The organism is Glacieibacterium frigidum (assembly GCF_007097155.1).
Taxonomy (GTDB): domain Bacteria; phylum Pseudomonadota; class Alphaproteobacteria; order Sphingomonadales; family Sphingomonadaceae; genus Glacieibacterium; species Glacieibacterium frigidum.
Genome location: NZ_VJWA01000002.1, coordinates 775,926 through 792,789, shown reverse-complemented (window position 1 = coordinate 792,789; position 16,864 = coordinate 775,926). Strand labels below are relative to the sequence as shown.

Here is a 16,864-nt window from a genome sequence, read left to right as displayed (position 1 = left end):
AGTCGTCATCCCGGCTTTCGCCGGGATGACGAGCAGGCATTCAGCCCCCGAACGCCCCCGCCTCGCCCGGGAAGACCACCGGGCTCGACGCGCCGTCCGCGCCGACTGCGGCGACCCCGAAGAACCACGAATCGATGTCGATCCCCTTCAGTGTCAGGGTCGTCGCAGCGCCCGCGTCGCGGCTGAACTGCCACGTCGGCGAGGTCGTGTGGCGCCACCACACGGTGTAGCGCGCCGCCCCCGGCACCGCCTGCCACTTGAGTATCGTGTCGGGCGTCACCGCGCCCTCGATGGTCACGCCGGTCGGCACCCCGGGGGCGGTAGCCAGTGCCGCGAGGCTGGCGACGTTGAGGCGCGTCACCTTGGCGAGGTAGGCGAAGTCGACGCCGTCGATCGTGTCGCCGTAGCGGCGGCCGTTCTCGACGCGGACATTCTGGTGCTGGCGGTCGTAATGCTCCTGCCGCTCGGTGATACGCACCGCGGGGATGCCCGCCTCGAGCATCGGCACCTGGTCGCCGCCGCGGCTGTAGCGGTCGGTGCGGTAGATCATCTCGACCTTCAGGCCCGCGGCCTTGCCCCGCTCGGCGACGAAGCGCGAGAGGTTGCGGGCCGGCGAATCGACCTCGCCGCCGTTGTAGCGGCGCTTGCTCGCCTGTTCGGGGGTTTCGGTGGCGCGCGTGCCCTCGCTGAACACGCGCACCGTCCTGTCGTCGCGCGCCCTGCCGCTGCCGCGCGAGTTGCCGATGATGTCGTTGTTGAGCACCGCCTCGACGCGCCAGCCCTTCGCCTTGGCGGTCGCGGCGAGCAGCTTGCCGCCGTGCAGTCCCTGTTCCTCGCCCGACAGCACCGCGTAGACGATGGTCGCGGGGAATTTCTGTCCGGACAACACGCGCGCTGCCTCGATCACCGCCGCGGTGCCGGAGGCGTCGTCGTTGGCGCCGGGCGCGTCACCGACCGCGTCGAGCGGGTCCGAATTGCGGCTGTCGATGTGTCCTGAGATGATGACGACGCGGTCGGGGTCGGTGGTGCCGCGCTGGATCGCGAGCACGTCGACGATTGCCGTGGGCTTGGGCAGGCGAGGCGCGGTGACGGTGACGCTCGGCTGCTCGATGGTCAGGCAACCGCCGCACTTGGCGCCGATCTCTGCAAAGCGCGCCGCCGCATAGGCCCGCGCCGCGCCGATGCCGCGCGTCGGCGACGTCGTATCGGACGCCGAATGGCGCGTGCCGAAGCCGACCAGCCGCTCGATCGTGGCGCGCAGCTCGGCCTGCGATATCGGCGGCGGCGCCGCCAGCGCAGGGGTGGCGGCAAGGGCGGCAATAATCAAGAAACGCATCGGTGACCCTATTGTGGACGTAAGCGATAGTGGCGCTAGACGGGGCGGGGGCGCAAGCGGAGGCGTGAGCATGACACGACGCGGATTGATCGTCGGGAGCCTTGCCGCGCTGCTGCTGGCTGGCTGCTCGAACCTCGACGCGCTCAGGACGCTCAACGACCTGACGCCGGGCGACGGCGGCGCGACCAAGGTCGTCGACGGCGCGGCATTCGGGTCCGATCCGATGCAGACGCTCGACGTCTGGGTGCCGAAGAATGCGAAGAACGCGCGCGTGCTGGTGTTCTGGTACGGCGGCAGCTGGCGCTTCGGCAACCGCGAGGATTACGGCTTCGTCGCGAAGGCGTTTGCGGCCAGGGGCTTCGTCGTCGTGCTGCCCGATTACCGCAAGTCGCCGCCACACCCCTTCCCGGGCTTCGTGCAGGACGGCGCCGCGGCGGTCGCGTGGACGCGGGCGAACATCGCGAAATACGGCGGCGACCCGGCGCGCATCGGTGTCAGCGGCCATTCGGCGGGCGCGCATGTCGCCGCGATGGTCGCGCTCGACCCGCAATGGCTGGCGCGAGCCGGGGCGCCCGGCGCGGTCAAGGCGTTCGTCGGCTTTGCGGGGCCGTATGACTTCTACCCCTTCGCGCCGGGCGGCTCGGCGGAGAAGGCGTTCGGGCGGCCCGCCGACCCGGCCGCGACGCAGCCGATCACCTTCGCACGCGCCGACGCCCCGCCGTCGCTGCTGCTGACCGGCGACGCCGACGATGTCGTCCAGCCGCGCAACTCGGCGTCGCTCGCGGCCGCGCTCAGGGCGAAGGGCGCGACGGTCGAGACGCGTGTCTATCCCGGCGTCGGCCATGTCGGGCTGGTGCTGGCACTGTCCAAGCCATTCCGCGGCAAGGCCCCGGCGCTGAACGACGCGGTGGTGTTTCTCGACAGGACGCTCTGAACGTTCTCTCGCGAACGTCATGCTGGCGAACGCCAGCACCCACCGTCGCGCAAGCTCATCCTATCGGGAGCGCCCCGCAATGGGTGCTGGCGTTCGCCAGCATGACGCAGATCAGTAGGAGGGCCGCAGGGGCGAAACTTTTCCGGAACAGCGCCACCACGCACCCGTTCACCGCGCCTGTAGAACGGGACAAGTGTATGAATATCGACACTGTGGCACGCGGCCTGGGCTGGTTCAGCTTCGTGCTTGGCGCGGGCGAGCTGCTCGCCGGGCCAAAGCTCGCGCACGGGCTCGGCATCGACGGGGCGCAAGGGCTGGTCCGTCCGTACGGCGTGCGCGAGATCGTTGCCGGTGCGATGATCGTGACGTCGAGCGACCCGCTTCCCGGTATCATCGCGCGGGTCGCGGGCGATGCGCTCGATGTCGTGACGCTCGCCCCCGGCCTGCTGCCCGGCGCGCCGAAGACGGGCGCGGCGTGGACCGCGGCGATCGCGGTCGCACCGGTCATCGTGCTGGACGTGATCTGCCTGGTCGCGCTGCTCAAGCGGCGCCGCGCCGCCTAGTCAGCCTGCGGGCGACACGATACGCTTCCCGGCAAAAGCCGTGGGGAGTGTGGCCGTGACCTTCACCGACGCCGAATTGCGTGCCGCGCTGCGCGATGCGCATGTCCCCGCGTTGCTGGCGGCGCTGGTGCATTTCGCCGGATCGGCCGAGCATCTGGCGGGCTTCCAGCCGCCGGTCGCCGACATGACGAGCATCGGCGACGAGCAGGGCGGCATCCCCCTGGACCAGCAGGCGCGCGCGCGCGATCTCGCCTTCGGCCTCGTGACGCGCTGGCGCGATGCCGGCTGTCCGCCGCTGCTGCGGCCTTCACCCGAGGCCGTGCGCGCCGCGATGACGTACGTCGCCGGGTCCGAGATCCCCGCCGCCTACGAGGCGTTCCTGACCGACGAACTCCACCTCGACGGCCTGCCGGGGGCGTCGCGCGTGACGATCGAGCGCGCGGCGGGCGACTTTTCCGTGGTCATCGTCGGCGCGGGCATGTCGGGGCTGCTGATGGGCGTCGCGTGCAAGCAGGCAGGGGTGCCGTTCACGACCATCGAAGCACGCGGCGAGGTCGGGGGAACCTGGACCGCCAACCGCTATCCGGGCTGCCGCGTCGATACGCCGAACCACCTCTATAGCTATTCGTTCGAGCCCGCGCACGAGTGGCCGTACCGCTTCTCGACCGCGCCGGTGCTGCAGGGCTATTTCGCGCGCGTCGCCGAAAAGCACGGGCTGATGCCGCACATCCGCTTCGGCACGCGGGTCGAGAGTGCGGCGTGGGACGGTGAGGCGTGGCAGGTCACGCTGTCGGGCGGCGAGACGCTGCGCGCGCGGGCGGTGGTCAGCGCCGTGGGGCAGCTCAACCGGCCGAAGATGCCCGATCTGCCGGGGGTCGGCAGCTTCGCGGGGCCGGCGTTTCACTCGGCGGAATGGCCCGAGGGGGTCGACCTCAAGGCCAAGCGCGTCGCGGTAATCGGGACGGGGGCGAGCGCCTTCCAGATCGTCCCCGAGATCGCGGGCGAGGTCGGCAGCCTGAGCATCTTCCAGCGAACGCCGCCGTGGCTGCTGCCGCAGCCGTTCTACCACGACGCGGTCGCGGCGGGTAAGAACTGGCTGCTCGAGCATCTCCCGTTCTACGCCAACTGGTACCGCTTCGCGCTTTTCTGGTCGCTGACCGAGTTCCTGCTGCCCGCCGTCGCCGCCGAGGACGGGTGGGAGGCGCCGGGGTCGATCTCCCCCGCCAATGCCGAGCTGCGCGGGTTCCTGGAGATGGCGCTCGCCGCGCAGTACGAGGACCGGCCCGACCTGCTCGCGAAGCTGGTCCCCGCCTATGCACCGGGCGGCAAGCGCATGCTCGTCGACAACGGCGTCTGGGCGGCGGCGCTCAAGCGTCCGAATGTCGAGCTGGTGACCGAAGGGGTAGCGGGCATCGAGCCTGCGGGGGTGCGGCTGGCGAACGGGCGGCTGGTCGAGGCCGACGTGCTGATCTACGCCACCGGCTTCCACGCGTCGGAATTCCTCATGCCGATGCGCGTGACGGGCGAAGGCGGGGCGGACCTGCACGACGCGTGGGGCGGCGATGCACGCGCCTATCTCGGCATGACGGTGCCGGGCTTTCCCAATTTCTTCATGCTGTACGGGCCGAACACCAACATCGTCGTCAACGGCTCGATCGTGTTCTTCTCCGAGGCGAGCGTGAACTACATCATGGGCTGCCTGAAACTGCTGATCGACGGCGGGCGCACGGCTCTCTCGCCGAAGCGCGACGTCCACGACGCGTTCAACCTCAAGGTCGATTCCGCGAACGCGACGATGGCGTGGGGGGTCGACGGCGTGTCGAGCTGGTACAAGTCGGCGAGCGGGCGCGTCGCCCAGAACTGGCCGTTCTCGCTGGTCGAATACTGGAACGCGACGCGGGCACCGAGGGCCGAGGAGTTTGAAGTGCGGTGAGGGCCTCGCTCACGGATCACTGCGAAGCGCTCGAGGCCGAATACATCGAGCGACTGAGTACCGCTCTACGTCGATGCGCGGCGGGTCGGTGGGGCCTGTTCGGGCACAACGATAAAGTGATTGAAGGCTTGGGCAAACACGCTCGCCGACAGCTGGTCGATCCGGAGGTCGTGGAACTTCTGGCGATCGGCGAGGCGATTGCCGCGGCGCGCAAGCGAATTGGTGTAAGCGAGGCGTTTGAACCGCATCGCCAGCTGCTTGAAATTTGCGCAGGCTCGTCGGCAAATGCGCTGGGCGAGCCGAAGTTGGCGCAGCGCTGGCTCGACGAGATGGCGGCGGCAGGGAGGTAAGGGTGTCGCGGCCAGCCTAGCTGGCGGTGTCGGCAATTGTCTCGACGCGACTGCGCTCGCGATCACGGTGGTCCCAGCGGTCGATGACCAGGGCGCCGAAAAATGGCAGCACGGCTGAGCTCAGCGCGCTCAGCAGCGAAGTCAGGAACATCAGCCCTCCGACCGGCTGGCTTTCGAACGATTGCCCGGCGACCATGGGAAATCTGAGGCTCAGCAACGCCTGACCAAGTACGATCAGAAATATGAGAGCGCTGAGCGCAAACAGGATCTGGGCCCCGTTCCTCATCGCTGACGCATAGAGTTGCCGCATTGCCTGCCCCGGTAAGCCCGGCGACGAAAGTGCTACGAGGGGGGCGCCAAGGCAAGTGCGTCACGGCAAAGCCGCACGTCGGACGGGAGGCGGAGGTCCCGCCGCTCCGCCGGCCGGGCTTGCCCGCATACGAAAATGGCGCCGCGAATGCGAAGAGCATTCACGGCGCCATTTATCGTCCGGTCAGTGCCGTCAGCGGCGGAAAAACCGCCGCTGGTTCATCGGCATCGGGGCGGTCTTCTCGCGGAAGACGATGCGGCCCTTGTCGAGATCATAGGGCGTCATTTCGACGTGTACCCGGTCGCCGACGATCGAGCGGATGCGGTTCTTGCGCATCTTGCCCGCCGTGTAGGCGATGATCTCGTGGTCGTTCTCCAGCTTCACGCGGAACCGGCCGTCAGGCAGGATTTCCGCGATGACGCCTTCGACCTTTAGGGCTTCTTCTTTCGCCACAGGCGGCTCTTAAGCCAGCGACAGGTTGATCGCCGAGGCGCGGCCCTGGCGGTCGTTCTCGACGTCGAACTTGACCTTCTGGCCCTCGTTCAGGCCGTCCAGGCCGGCGCGCTCAACGGCGCTGATGTGCACGAACACGTCCTTCGACGCGCCGTCCGGGGCGATGAAGCCATAGCCCTTGGTGGTGTTGAAAAACTTCACGGTGCCTACCGCCATACGTAACGTCCTTAGTCTCGACAGTCCGCCCGGAACATCCGAGGCGAACACCGGCAGCGCTTCAACGAAATAGGGGCCGTAACAGCGCCTCGTCGGGTGAGGCACCGTCGGCAACCCGCGATATGGACGGAAAGCCCGCCAAACGCAAGGCCGAGCCGTGCGGCGCACGCGCCCGCCCGTGCTTGGCCGTTCCGTTCTCACAGGGTACACGCAGACTTTAATGACTGCCGCCGCACCATCCATCGTCGACCCGTCGACCGGCGCGCATCCGTTCCCGCACCGCCATCTGCTCGGCGTCGCCGGCCTCGCGCCGTGGGAGGCGGTGTGGCTGCTCGACGAGGCGGAGGGCTGGATCGGTCGGGCGAAGCGCTCGGATATCCTGCGCGGCTGTACGATCATCAACGCCTTCTTCGAGAACTCGACCCGGACCCTGCTGAGCTTCGAGATCGCAGGCAAAAGGCTGGGCGCCGACGTGGTCAACATGACCGTCGGCGCGTCGTCGGTGAAGAAGGGCGAGACTCTGCTCGACACCGCGCTGACGCTGAACGCCATGCACCCGCAGGCGCTGGTCATCCGCCACGGCGCGAGCGGTGCGGTGCAGTTGATATCCGAAAAGGTCGATTGCCCGGTCCTCAACGCCGGCGACGGGCGGCACGAGCATCCGACGCAGGCGCTGCTCGACGCGCTGACCATTCGGCGTCGCAAGGGGCGGATCGAAGGGCTGACCGTCGCGATCTGCGGCGACATCCTGCACTCGCGCGTCGCCCGGTCGAACTTCGCGCTGCTCGGGTCGCTGGGGGCGAAGGTCCGCGCGGTGGCGCCACCGACTTTGCTCGGCGATGCCGTCGACCGGCTCGTCGTCGACTGCTTCACCTCGATGGACGAGGGGCTGGCGGACGCCGACGTGGTGATGATGCTCCGCCTGCAGCGCGAGCGGATGACGGGCGGCTATGTGCCCAGCCCCCGCGAGTATTTCCGCTTCTACGGGCTGACCGCCGACCGGCTGAAGCATGCGAAGGCCGACGTGCTCGTCATGCACCCCGGCCCGATGAACCGCGGGGTCGAGATCGACAGCGCGGTCGCGGACGACATCGTCCGCTCGGGGGTGACCGAGCAGGTCGAGATGGGGGTCGCGGTGCGCATGGCGTGTCTCGACGTGCTGACGCGCAACCAGCGCGGGGTGGCGGGGTGGTAAGGACCGAACCCCCGACGACGTCATGCTGGCGAACGCCAGCACCCATGGTGGTGCGAAACAGGTCGGTCGGCGCTTGCGCGACCGTGGGTGCTGGCGTTCGCCAGCATGACGAAGATTTGGAGGGCAGGGGAAGATGACCCTCGCCTTCGTCAACGCCGCAAACCACGACGTTGTCGTCGTCCGCGACCGGCTGATCGCGGCGGTCGGCGGTCCCGTTCCCGGCGATGCGCGGGTGATCGACTGCGCAGGGAGACACCTCGCCCCCGGCCTGATCGACGCGGGCGTCTTCGCCGCCGATGCGGCGGCGTGCCTCGCAGGCGGGATCACGCGCGTCGTGCTGATGCCCGACCGCAACCCGCCGCTCGACGACCCCGCGCTGATCGAGTTCGCGCAGCGCATCGGCAAGCCCGACGTGTGGGTCCATCCGCTTGCCGCCGCGACACGCGGGCTGGAAGGTGTCGAGCTCGCCGAGATCGGGCTGTGCGCCGCCGCGGGTGCGGTCGGCTGCGCGACGGGGCGCAGCAGCATCGCCGACACCGGTGTCATGCACCGGCTGATGCAGTACGCCAGCGGGTTCGACATGGTGGTGGTCAGCCACGCCGAGGATGCCGCGCTGACCGGCGACGCGGTCGCGACCACGGGCGAGTTCGCGACGCGCATGGGGTTGGCGGCCGCGCCTGCCTTTGCCGAGGCGCTGGGCGTCGCGCGCGACCTGCGGCTGGCCGAGGCGACCGGTTGCCGCCTCCACATCCGCCAGGTGACGACCGCCGAGAGCATCGACCTCGTCCGCGCCGCCAAGGCGCGCGGGCTGGCGGTCACCTGCGGCGTGACGCCGGTGCATTTCCTGCTCAACGAGCAGTCGGTCACCGGTTACCGCACCTTCGCGCGCGCCTCACCGCCGCTGCGCCACGACGACGACCGGCGTGCCGTGATCGCGGGGCTCGCGGACGGCACGATCGACGTCATCGCGAGCGGCCACGACCCGCGCAGCCAGGAGGACAAGCGCCTGCCGTTCGCCGACGCGCTGCCCGGCATGACGGGGGCGGAGACGCTACTGCCCCTCGCGCTGATCCTCGCGCACGACGGCGCGATGAGCATCGACGCGGTGCTGGCGGCGATGACCGCGACCCCGGCGCGGATCTTCGGCCTGCCGGGCGGCCGCATCGCGCCGGGCGCGCCTGCCGACCTGATCGTCTTCGACCCACACGCCAGCTGGCGCATCGATGCCGACGCCTCGGTGGCGAGCGCCGGCAACACGCCGTTCGACGCGATGGCGGTCGAGGGGCGCGTGACCATGACGGTTAAGGGTGGCGACATCGTATGGAGCTTATGACCACAACATGCTGACCCTGCTTGCTCTTGCTGCCGCCACCACGACCGCCGGGCCCGCCACGGTTCAGACGGGCGTCGAACGCTGGCGTGCCGGCGACGATGCCGGGGCGGTCGCGGCGTGGCTTCCCTATGCCGCGCAGGGCGTGCCCGACGCGCTGTTCAACATGGGCCAGGCGTACAAGCTGGGCCGTGGCGTAACGCGCGACCAGGCGATCGCGCGCGACTATTACCGCAAGGCCGCAGCCAAGGGGCACCTGCCCGCGCAGGCCAACCTCGGCATCACCTTGTTCCAGGCGGGCGAGAAGGCCGAGAGCCTGCGGTGGCTCAAGACTGCGGCCGATCGGGGCGAGGCGCGCGCGCAGTACGTTTATGGCATCGCGCTGTACAACGGCGACGGCGCCCCGCGAAACCAGGGCGTCGCGTACGGCTATCTGCTGCGCGCGCGCGAGGCGAAGCTGCCGCAGGCGGCGACCGCGCTGGTCACCATCGAGCCCGCACTGACGCCCGAGGCGGTGACCGCGGGGCAGGCGGTGGCCGCCAGCCTCGCCAGCGGTGCCGGCGTGCCGACCGCGCTCGCGGCAGCGGGGAATGCGAAGCCCGCCGCACCGCGCCGCGCCGACGTGCTGAAGACGCCGACGCCGCCGGTCCAGACCGCCACGGTCCCGCCGCCTGCCACGCCGCGCGTGACGCCGCCGGTGCAGACCGCGGCAGTCCCGTCCGCCGCGACGGTGCGCGCGACGCCGCCGGTGGTCACGACGCGTCCGCCCGTCGTGGTGGGTCCGCCCCGGCCGGCTGATATCCCTGCGCAAACCGCTGCCGCGACGCCGGCAACGACCCCGGCGCGTCCTCCCGTCGTCGCAGCGACCACGACGCCCCCGCGCCCGACGCCGCTCCCCGCGAGCACCACCCCGCCGCGTCCCGCTGCGATCGCCGCTGCGCCGTCGCCCATGCCGACCACCACTGCGCAGGCCGATCCGTCACCCAGGCCCCCGGCCACGGTCACCGCGCGCGCCGAGCCGACGCCCAAGCCGCCCGCCACCGTCACGGCGCGTGCCGAGCCGTCGCCCAAGCCGCCCGCCTCGGTCGCCAAGCCCGACGTGCCGCGCGCGCGCGACTGGCGCGTTCAGCTCGGGGCCTTTTCGTCGCAGAAGCAGGCCGATGCCGCCTGGACCTCGGTCAAGACCGCGCAGGGTTCGGCGATCGGCAAGGCCAAGCCAATCTTCGAGCCGTCGGGCCCGGTGGTGAAGGTTCAGCTCGGGCCGTTCGCGAGCAAGGCGGCGGCGAGCGACGTCTGCGCCAAGCTGGCGTTCGCCGGCCGCGCCTGCTTCGTCACGCAGGGCTGATCAGCGCAGCGACCGCGCCAGTGCCGCCATCGTCTGGTTGGCGATCTCGCGCCCGACGCCCGACGGCGACGTACCGGGCGCCGCAGCGCGCACGAAACCGCCCGGCCCCGCGACCAGCGGCGGCTTGACGTAGGGCTGGCGGCCCGAGGTCGTGAAGGCGGCGAGCACGCGCGCCTGGCGGATATCCTTGACCGTGACCTTGAACGACGCGCCGGTCGGCGTGCCGGGGGCGGGGGTCTGCAGCACCTCGACGAGCAGGTCGGCGCGGCTGGTCGCGGCCTCGGTCTCGATCGCCTGCATGTTGGGGCGGCTGCCGGCACCGCGCGCGCCGCGCGCGGTGCGCATCGCGAGGCTGCGGTCGATCAGCCGCGCGCCGTTGGCGGCGAGGGTTTCGGCGAAGGCCGCCTCGACCGCGAAGTCGACATCCTCGCCCAGCGGATTGTAGCGCCCCTGGTCGACGCGGTCGGTGCCGGTCGAGACGTCGAGCGTCGAGCGGCTGCTGCTCTCGGCGGCCGACCCGACCGAGGCCGAATTCCAGCCGCGGCGCGCGACCGTGGCACCGCTCGCGCTGCTGCTCGTCGTCGCTTCGGCGCGCAGATTGTCGCGATAGTTCGACGTCACCTCGTCGCTGAACGTCCGGTTCCAGAACACCAGCATCCGGGGCCGCCCGACGCGGCCGTAGACGGCGCGGAAGTTGCCTGCGGCGACGACGCCCGGCGGGGGCGGCGGCGGTGCGGGGGTCAGGACCTGGGGGCCATCGCGGTACAGCCCGGGTGCGGCGCTGTCGTCGACGCGCTGCGCATGGCTCGCGGTGGCGAGCCCGGCGGCGAACAGGGTGAGCAACAGGCGCATGGGTCGGGCTCCGCTCAGGATTCGGGACGCAGTTCGATCAGATAGGCCCCGACCTGCGCACGGCCGATCGAGTTCTCCTCATAGACCGCGGTCGCCTTGGGGCTGAGATACACGGTCTTCCACGCCGAAGCGGCCTCGGTCGGCAGCTGGTTGGCGTCCATGAAGTTGGAGCGCAGCTGGACGACCAGCTTTTCCTTCGAGCAGTTGACCAGCCGCGCCATGACGCGCAGCCCGTTCATCGGCGTGCGCTGCGCGAAAAGCCCCTCGACGATCATCTTGCGGCCCAGCTTCTTGTCGGTGAACAGCACGGCGTTGAGGTCGATCGGCGTCATCGACGACGGCACGTTGGCGACCAGCGCCGGCCCCCCGGACGATCCCGCCCAGCGCGCCATATAGGTCCGGCAGCTCACCGTCTTGTTCTCGGTGGCGAGCGCCGGCGCCGCGGTCGTCACGGCAAGGAGCGCGAGGGTCAGGGGACGCAGCATGTCAGCTCACTCCAGTCATTGCACGGGGGCGAAGGTCGAGATCATCGACGAACGAAACAGGCGATCCTTGGCGATCGCATCCTTCTTGCGCGCCACGGCGGCGCGCACGCGGGCGTCGTCGCCGGGCGTGTCGGGAGTGGTCAGCGCGGTGCGCGCCCGCGTCCAGACGATCGAGCACTTGCCCTTGGTCGCCTGCATCATGCCGGTCGGCGGCAGGTCGATGGTGCCGTTGGCGCTGATGTAGTTGACCGTCGCGGTGAACGGGCCGTCGGCCTTGGCGGTCGACAGCGCGACCGAGTCGGGCAGGCTGTCCCACTGGCGGATATCGGCGTCGATCTTGGCCGCCGACGAGAAGAGCGAGAAGATCGCGCCCGCCGCCGCCATGTACATGCCGGCCTCACCGCCCTGCTGAAGGCCGGCGCGCATCGCGGCATTGCCGATCGCGCCGGTGGTGTTCTTGAACTCCGCCTTGCCGTTCAGGATGCCGTCCATCGCGCGGCCGCCGCGGGTCGTCGCCTGGTAATAGACGCTGCTCGCGACGCGGCCGTCGAGCTTGCGCGGGCTTCCCTTGGCAGGCGCCAGCGTGAAGATCGCGCCGGTCTCGGGGTAGCCCTCGGCGGGCTGGAAGACGAGCTTCTCCTTCTGCGACGGCGCGCGTGCCTTGACGGGGCCGTGGCCCAGCTCGGCGATCATCAGCACGTTGTCGTCCTTCGCGGGTGCCGACAGGCCTTTTTCGGCGGCGATCGCAGCGTCGAAATCGGCGCTGCCATTGTCCCCGGCGCACATCGTCGACCAGCCCATCAGATAGTTCATCAGCGCGAAATCGCTCTGGAACTCCTCGGCTTCCGACACCGTGTCCTGGAACTCGGCGCCCTTGAAGCTGGCGCGGGCATTGTTGTAGTCGCCGGCGCGCAGGTACAGCAGGCCGCGGTAGTAATACGCCATGGCGCGCTCATAGGGCTCGCCCTTCCAGTCCTTGTTCGATTCCTTGTGCCACAGCGACCGTGCCGCCTCTGCCTGCTTGTTCTTGGCGTAGACCGATTCGATGCGCAGCAGGGCAGCGTCGAAGGCGCGCTCCGCATCGCTCCACTGCCCGACTTCCATCGCCGCCAAGCCGAGGCGTGACAGGTTAAGCACCGAGTTGCGCTCGCCGCCGGCGTACAGCGCCTTGTAATAGGGGCGCAGCGGTTCGTGGCGTGCGGCTGCGAAGCTCTCCAGCTCCTCGGCCGGATAGGCTTCCTTGGGCGCGGCGGTAACCGGTGTCAGCGCGACCGTCAGCGTCAGCGCGGTCGACGCGCGAGTCAGGAATTTCACGATCATCAGGTTTGCCCCCTGTTGAATGGAGCGCGCCGGGTAAGCCCCCTCACCCGGCGCGCAGGATGCTAGCGGTAGACGACGTCGTCGCCCTGGGCCCGCAGCGTGACGTAGGGTTCGGAGATGTAGACGCTCTCGCTGGTCTCGAGGTCGATGAGCTCGAAAATGACCTGCATCGAACGCTGCATCATGCCGGTGTTGTTGTTGCGCGCATCGAGCGAGGTAATGCGGCCGGTCAGCTTGAAGTCCGACCCCGCGACCGCCTTGGCGAGGCCGCGCGTCGCGACGTCGACGGTGCCGGTGCGCTTCAACTCGCGCTCGGCCATCACGTCTTCCATCGCCTCGCGGCTGAGGAAGCGCATGCGGCCCTGCGCGGCGCGCATCAGCTGGGCGCGAAGCTGGTCGGAGATCATGTCGGTGTCGAGTCGCTGGCTCGACTTGTTCACCAGCCGCGACGAATCGACGATGATGCGCGGCGGCGTCGCTGTGCCGACGATGTCGGGACGCTGTAGCAGGTCGCGGACCAGCCGGTCGGCCATGCCGATGATATCGCGTGATTCGAACCCGGTACCGGTGACCAGGCCGCGGCCCGACGGGTCGAGATCGACCGCCGCATGGCCGTCCTTCTTCTTCGCCAGCCCCGGCGAAGCAGAGAAAATCAGCGCCACCGCGCCAAAGCAACCAATCAACCTGTTCATGAACGCCCCCGTCACGAGTCGTTCATCTTTGCCGTAACGAATTAACAACATCAAGCGCGCAAATGGGCTACCCCAAATGGCGGAGTTGTTACGCCGCCGCGCGGATCGCCTCGCCGGGCCAGCGTGCCCAGAGCGCCGCCGCCTGGCCCGCGACCTTCTCCGCCGCCGCATGCTTGACCGGCCCGAAGCCGCGCACCGCCTGGGGCAGCGCCGCGATTTCGGCGGCGAGGCCGGCGTTGTCGGGGGTCAGGCCGGCGAGGAGCCGGTCGACATCGGCCTCGAACGCGGTGATCGCGGCGCGCTCGGCACGGCGCTCGGCCGAATAGCCGAAGACGTCGAGTGCGGTGCCGCGCAGGCCCTTGAGCTTCGCCAGCACGCCGAACGCGGTGAAGATCCACGGGCCGAAGCTGTACTTCTTCGGGCGGCCGGTGGCGGGGTCGAGCTTCGCGAAGATCGGCGGCGACAGCTCGACACGCGGCTTGCCGCCGGCGAACTGCGCGTCGTAGGCGGCGCGGAAGCGGCCGTCCGAATACAGCCGTCCGACCTCATATTCGTCCTTGTAGGCGAGCAGCTTGTAATAGCTGCGCGCGACCGCCTCGGTCAGTCGGTCGTCGCCGGCGGCACGCACGCGCGACACCAGCGAAGTGAAGCGCGCGGCATAGGCGGCGTCCTGGTACGCGGTCAGGTCGGCGACGCGCTTCTCGATCAGCCCGTCGAGGGTCGTCGCGGGCGGCTCGGGCAGGGGGCCGCGCGCGGCCTGCACCATCGCCTCGACCTTCTCAGGCGACGCGGCGAGCAGGCGGCCGAGCGCGAAGGCGCGCTTGTTGAAGTCGATCGCGACGCCGTTGAGGTCGATCGCCGCCTCGATGCTGGCGCGCTGCAGCGGGATAAGGCCCGCCTGCCACGCATAGCCCATCAGCAGGATGTTGGCGCCGATCGCATCGCCCAGCAGCGCCACGGCGATCGTGTCCGCCGCGACAAAGGCCGTGGCGTTCGGGTTCGATGCCTTGCGGATCGAACGCTCGACCTGCGCCGAGCGAAAGTCGAAATCGCGGTTGCGCACGAAGTCCGACGTCGGCGCGATATCGGCGTTGGCGACGACCGCGGTGCGCGTCGGCACCATCAGCGTCTGCGTCGGCTTGTCGGCGGCGACGACGGCATCGCACGCCAGCACGAGGTCGGCGGCGCCCGCGATGATACGCGGGGACAGCAGCGCCTCGCCCGCCGCCGCCAGGCGGACGTGCGCATAGACCGCGCCGCCCTTCTGGGCGAGGCCCGCCATGTCGGCGGTGGTCGCGCTCATGCCCTCGATATGCCCGGCGGTGCCGAGCAGCGCCGAGACGGTCAGCACGCCGGTGCCACCGATACCGGTGACCATGATGTTGAAGCCCTCGCCCGGCGACGGGATCGTCGGGTCGGCGATGCCGCTGAGGTCGACCGCCTCGAGGTTCTTGGTCTCGGCCTTGCGCACCGCGGCGTCGTCGACGGTGACGAAGCTGGGGCAGAAGCCCTTGAGGCAGCTGTAGTCCTTGTTGCAGCTCGACTGATTGATCCGGCGCTTGCGCCCGAACTCGGTGGCGAGCGGCTCGATCGACACGCAGTTCGACTGGACCGAGCAGTCGCCGCAGCCTTCGCAGACCGCGGCGTTGATGAAGACCCGGCGCGCGGGGTCGGCAAGCGTCTTGCGCTTGCGGCGGCGGCGCTTCTCGGCGGCGCAGGTCTGGTCGAAGATGATGACCGTGGTTCCCGGCGTCGCGGCGAACTCGGCCTGGATCTCGGGCAGCGCCGAACGGTCGAGCAGGCGCACCGACGAGGGCAGGGTGACGCCCTTGTAGCGCGACAGGTCCTCGGTCAGCACGACGACCTTCTTGGCGTTCTCGGCGACCATCTGCGCGGCGATCATGTCGACCGACAGCTCGCCGTCGTGCGTCTGGCCGCCGGTCATCGCGACGGCATCGTTGTAGAGAATCTTGTAGGTGATGTTGACGCCCGCCGCGATCGACTGGCGCACCGCGAGGATGCCCGAGTGGAAATACGTCCCGTCGCCGAGGTTCGCGAACACGTGCTTCTCGCTCGTGAACGGTGCCTCGCCGACCCAGGTCACGCCTTCGCCGCCCATCTGGGTGAAGGTCTCGGCGCGGTCCATCCACAGCGCCATGATGTGGCAGCCGATGCCCGCCAGCGTGCGCGCGCCGTCGGGCGCCTTGGTCGAGGTGTTGTGCGGGCAGCCCGAGCAGAAATAGGGGCTGCGCTTGATCGGCGTCTCGTACGCCGCCGCCTTGCCCGCCTGGTCGTTGAAGAAGGTCAGGCGGTTCCGGATCGCGTCGGTGTCGTGATATTTCTGGATGCGCGCTGCGATGACGTGCGCGATCGTGCCCGGGGTCAGCTCGTTGTCGGGGCTCAGCAGCCACTCGCCGTTCTCGTCGTGCTTGCCGACGACGCGGGGGCGGACCGCCTCGCGCCAGTTGTAGAGCTGCCAGCGCAGCTGATGCTCGATGAACTCGCGCTTCTCCTCGATGACGAGGACTTCCTCCAGGCCTTCCGCGAAAGCGCGAATGCCGTCGGGCTCGAGCGGCCAGGGCATGCCGACCTTGTAGACGCGCAGGCCGATCTGCGACGCGACGCGCTCGTCGATGCCCAGCTCGTACAGCGCCTCCATCGTATCGGCGTGCGCCTTGCCGGTGGTGATGATGCCGAAGCGGGGGGTAGGCGTATCCCAGACGATGCGGTCGATGCGGTTCGCCTTGGCGAAGGCGAGCGCGGCGAAGCCCTTGAAGCGCTGCAGGCGCGTGTCTTCCTCGCGCCAGATGTCGCCGCCGCGGATGTGGATGCCGCCCTCGGGGAAGTCGAACGGCGGCAGGATGATCGGCTTGTGCTCGTTCGCGAGGTCGATCGTGGCCGAGGTCTCGACCGTGTCGGCGGTCGCCTTGAAGCCGACCCAGGTGCCCGCGAAGCGCGACATCGCGATGCCGAGCAGCCCGTATTCGACGAACTCGTGCACGCTGGCGGGCGCGAGGAACGGCACGAACGCCGCCTGGAAGTTGTGGTCGGACTGGTGGGGCAGGGTGCTCGATTTGGCGCCATGGTCGTCGCCGACGATCGCCAGCACGCCGCCGTGGGGGGAGGTGCCCGCGGCGTTGGCGTGCTTCATGACGTCCATCGCGCGGTCGAGGCCGGGGCCCTTGCCGTACCAGATGCCGAACACGCCATCGACGGTGTTGCCGGGACGCATGCCGACATGCTGCGTGCCCCACACCGCGGTGGCGCCCAGCTCCTCGTTGACGCCGGGCTGGAAGATGATGTTCTCCGCCGCCAGCATCTTCTTGGCGCGCCACAACTCCTGGTCGTAGGTGCCGAGCGGCGAGCCGCGATAGCCGGAGATGAAGCCGCCGGTGTTGAGCCCCGCGGCGCGGTCGCGCGCGCGCTGCACCAGCGGCAGGCGGACCAGCGCCTGGACGCCGCTCATGAACACCCGCCCGTCGGTGAAGCGATACTTGTCGTCGAGCGAGACAGGCGGCAAACCGGCAACCATTCGAACACTCCCCAGTGA

General features: G+C 69.6%; 16 protein-coding genes. 7 read left to right on the top strand and 9 right to left on the bottom strand.

Features of this window, described 5'->3' with window-relative positions:
* Positions 1-40: 40 nt before the first annotated feature.
* A complete protein-coding gene (locus FMM06_RS13325; RefSeq protein ID WP_144237871.1) occupies positions 41-1,336 on the bottom strand; it encodes a M20/M25/M40 family metallo-hydrolase in 1,296 nt (431 codons plus the stop codon).
* 70 nt (positions 1,337-1,406) lie between these two features.
* On the opposite strand from FMM06_RS13325, the gene FMM06_RS13320 reads away from it, so the two are divergent.
* From FMM06_RS13320 to FMM06_RS13305, 4 genes are all read left to right on the top strand, one after another.
* Complete coding sequence (locus FMM06_RS13320; protein WP_144237870.1) at positions 1,407-2,270, top strand: alpha/beta hydrolase; 864 nt, start codon at positions 1,407-1,409, stop codon at positions 2,268-2,270.
* A gap of 197 nt (positions 2,271-2,467) precedes the next feature.
* Entirely contained in the window at positions 2,468-2,833 is a 366-nt protein-coding gene (locus FMM06_RS13315; RefSeq protein ID WP_144237869.1) for a hypothetical protein, read from the top strand.
* 55 nt (positions 2,834-2,888) lie between these two features.
* Entirely contained in the window at positions 2,889-4,766 is a 1,878-nt protein-coding gene (locus tag FMM06_RS13310) for a flavin-containing monooxygenase (RefSeq protein WP_144237868.1), read from the top strand.
* Positions 4,763-5,116, top strand: coding sequence for a hypothetical protein (locus FMM06_RS13305; RefSeq protein ID WP_144237867.1), 354 nt, complete (start codon positions 4,763-4,765; stop codon positions 5,114-5,116). The genes FMM06_RS13310 and FMM06_RS13305 overlap by 4 nt, the downstream gene beginning before the upstream one ends.
* A gap of 16 nt (positions 5,117-5,132) precedes the next feature.
* Here the strand turns inward: FMM06_RS13305 and FMM06_RS13300 are convergent, their stop codons facing one another.
* The 3 genes from FMM06_RS13300 to FMM06_RS13290 all read right to left on the bottom strand — a co-directional run bounded on the left by FMM06_RS13300 (position 5,133) and on the right by FMM06_RS13290 (position 6,095).
* Positions 5,133-5,402 (bottom strand): hypothetical protein, encoded by a 270-nt coding sequence (locus FMM06_RS13300; RefSeq protein ID WP_144237866.1) that lies wholly within the window; start codon positions 5,400-5,402, stop codon positions 5,133-5,135.
* Positions 5,403-5,618: 216 nt separating this feature from the next.
* Positions 5,619-5,879 (bottom strand): translation initiation factor IF-1, encoded by a 261-nt coding sequence (gene infA / locus FMM06_RS13295; protein WP_144237865.1) that lies wholly within the window; start codon positions 5,877-5,879, stop codon positions 5,619-5,621.
* Between the two features lie 9 nt (positions 5,880-5,888).
* A complete protein-coding gene (locus FMM06_RS13290; RefSeq protein WP_144237864.1) occupies positions 5,889-6,095 on the bottom strand; it encodes a cold-shock protein in 207 nt (68 codons plus the stop codon).
* A 220-nt stretch (positions 6,096-6,315) separates the two neighbouring features.
* Between FMM06_RS13290 and FMM06_RS13285 the strand changes: the two genes are divergently transcribed.
* From FMM06_RS13285 to FMM06_RS13275, 3 genes are all read left to right on the top strand, one after another.
* Entirely contained in the window at positions 6,316-7,290 is a 975-nt protein-coding gene (locus tag FMM06_RS13285; RefSeq protein ID WP_144237863.1) for an aspartate carbamoyltransferase catalytic subunit, read from the top strand.
* Between the two features lie 133 nt (positions 7,291-7,423).
* On the top strand, positions 7,424-8,623 hold the full coding sequence (locus FMM06_RS13280; RefSeq protein WP_144237862.1) for a dihydroorotase: 1,200 nt from the start codon (positions 7,424-7,426) through the stop codon (positions 8,621-8,623).
* Between the two features lie 7 nt (positions 8,624-8,630).
* Entirely contained in the window at positions 8,631-9,965 is a 1,335-nt protein-coding gene (locus FMM06_RS13275) for an SPOR domain-containing protein (protein WP_144237861.1), read from the top strand.
* On the opposite strand, the gene FMM06_RS13270 is transcribed toward FMM06_RS13275, so the two are convergent.
* The 5 genes from FMM06_RS13270 to FMM06_RS13250 all read right to left on the bottom strand — a co-directional run bounded on the left by FMM06_RS13270 (position 9,966) and on the right by FMM06_RS13250 (position 16,846).
* Entirely contained in the window at positions 9,966-10,817 is an 852-nt protein-coding gene (locus FMM06_RS13270) for a hypothetical protein (protein ID WP_144237860.1), read from the bottom strand.
* Between the two features lie 14 nt (positions 10,818-10,831).
* Positions 10,832-11,302: a putative periplasmic lipoprotein gene (locus FMM06_RS13265; RefSeq protein WP_144237859.1), complete on the bottom strand. Its 471-nt coding sequence runs from the start codon at positions 11,300-11,302 to the stop codon at positions 10,832-10,834.
* A gap of 15 nt (positions 11,303-11,317) precedes the next feature.
* A complete protein-coding gene (locus FMM06_RS13260) occupies positions 11,318-12,616 on the bottom strand; it encodes a hypothetical protein (protein WP_144237858.1) in 1,299 nt (432 codons plus the stop codon).
* Between the two features lie 68 nt (positions 12,617-12,684).
* A complete protein-coding gene (locus FMM06_RS13255) occupies positions 12,685-13,314 on the bottom strand; it encodes a CsgG/HfaB family protein (RefSeq protein ID WP_144237857.1) in 630 nt (209 codons plus the stop codon).
* Positions 13,315-13,402: 88 nt separating this feature from the next.
* Positions 13,403-16,846, bottom strand: coding sequence for an indolepyruvate ferredoxin oxidoreductase family protein (locus tag FMM06_RS13250; protein WP_144237856.1), 3,444 nt, complete (start codon positions 16,844-16,846; stop codon positions 13,403-13,405).
* Positions 16,847-16,864: the final 18 nt, after the last annotated feature.

Coding starts and splice junctions, on each gene's coding strand:
- FMM06_RS13325 (WP_144237871.1), bottom strand. CDS start 1,336: ATGCGTTTCTTGATTATTGCCGCCCTTGCCGCCACCCCTGCGCTGGCG.
- FMM06_RS13320 (WP_144237870.1), top strand. CDS start 1,407: ATGACACGACGCGGATTGATCGTCGGGAGCCTTGCCGCGCTGCTGCTG.
- FMM06_RS13315 (WP_144237869.1), top strand. CDS start 2,468: ATGAATATCGACACTGTGGCACGCGGCCTGGGCTGGTTCAGCTTCGTG.
- FMM06_RS13300 (WP_144237866.1), bottom strand. CDS start 5,402: ATGAGGAACGGGGCCCAGATCCTGTTTGCGCTCAGCGCTCTCATATTT.
- FMM06_RS13290 (WP_144237864.1), bottom strand. CDS start 6,095: ATGGCGGTAGGCACCGTGAAGTTTTTCAACACCACCAAGGGCTATGGC.
- FMM06_RS13285 (WP_144237863.1), top strand. CDS start 6,316: ATGACTGCCGCCGCACCATCCATCGTCGACCCGTCGACCGGCGCGCAT.
- FMM06_RS13280 (WP_144237862.1), top strand. CDS start 7,424: ATGACCCTCGCCTTCGTCAACGCCGCAAACCACGACGTTGTCGTCGTC.
- FMM06_RS13275 (WP_144237861.1), top strand. CDS start 8,631: ATGCTGACCCTGCTTGCTCTTGCTGCCGCCACCACGACCGCCGGGCCC.
- FMM06_RS13270 (WP_144237860.1), bottom strand. CDS start 10,817: ATGCGCCTGTTGCTCACCCTGTTCGCCGCCGGGCTCGCCACCGCGAGC.
- FMM06_RS13265 (WP_144237859.1), bottom strand. CDS start 11,302: ATGCTGCGTCCCCTGACCCTCGCGCTCCTTGCCGTGACGACCGCGGCG.
- FMM06_RS13255 (WP_144237857.1), bottom strand. CDS start 13,314: ATGAACAGGTTGATTGGTTGCTTTGGCGCGGTGGCGCTGATTTTCTCT.
- FMM06_RS13250 (WP_144237856.1), bottom strand. CDS start 16,846: ATGGTTGCCGGTTTGCCGCCTGTCTCGCTCGACGACAAGTATCGCTTC.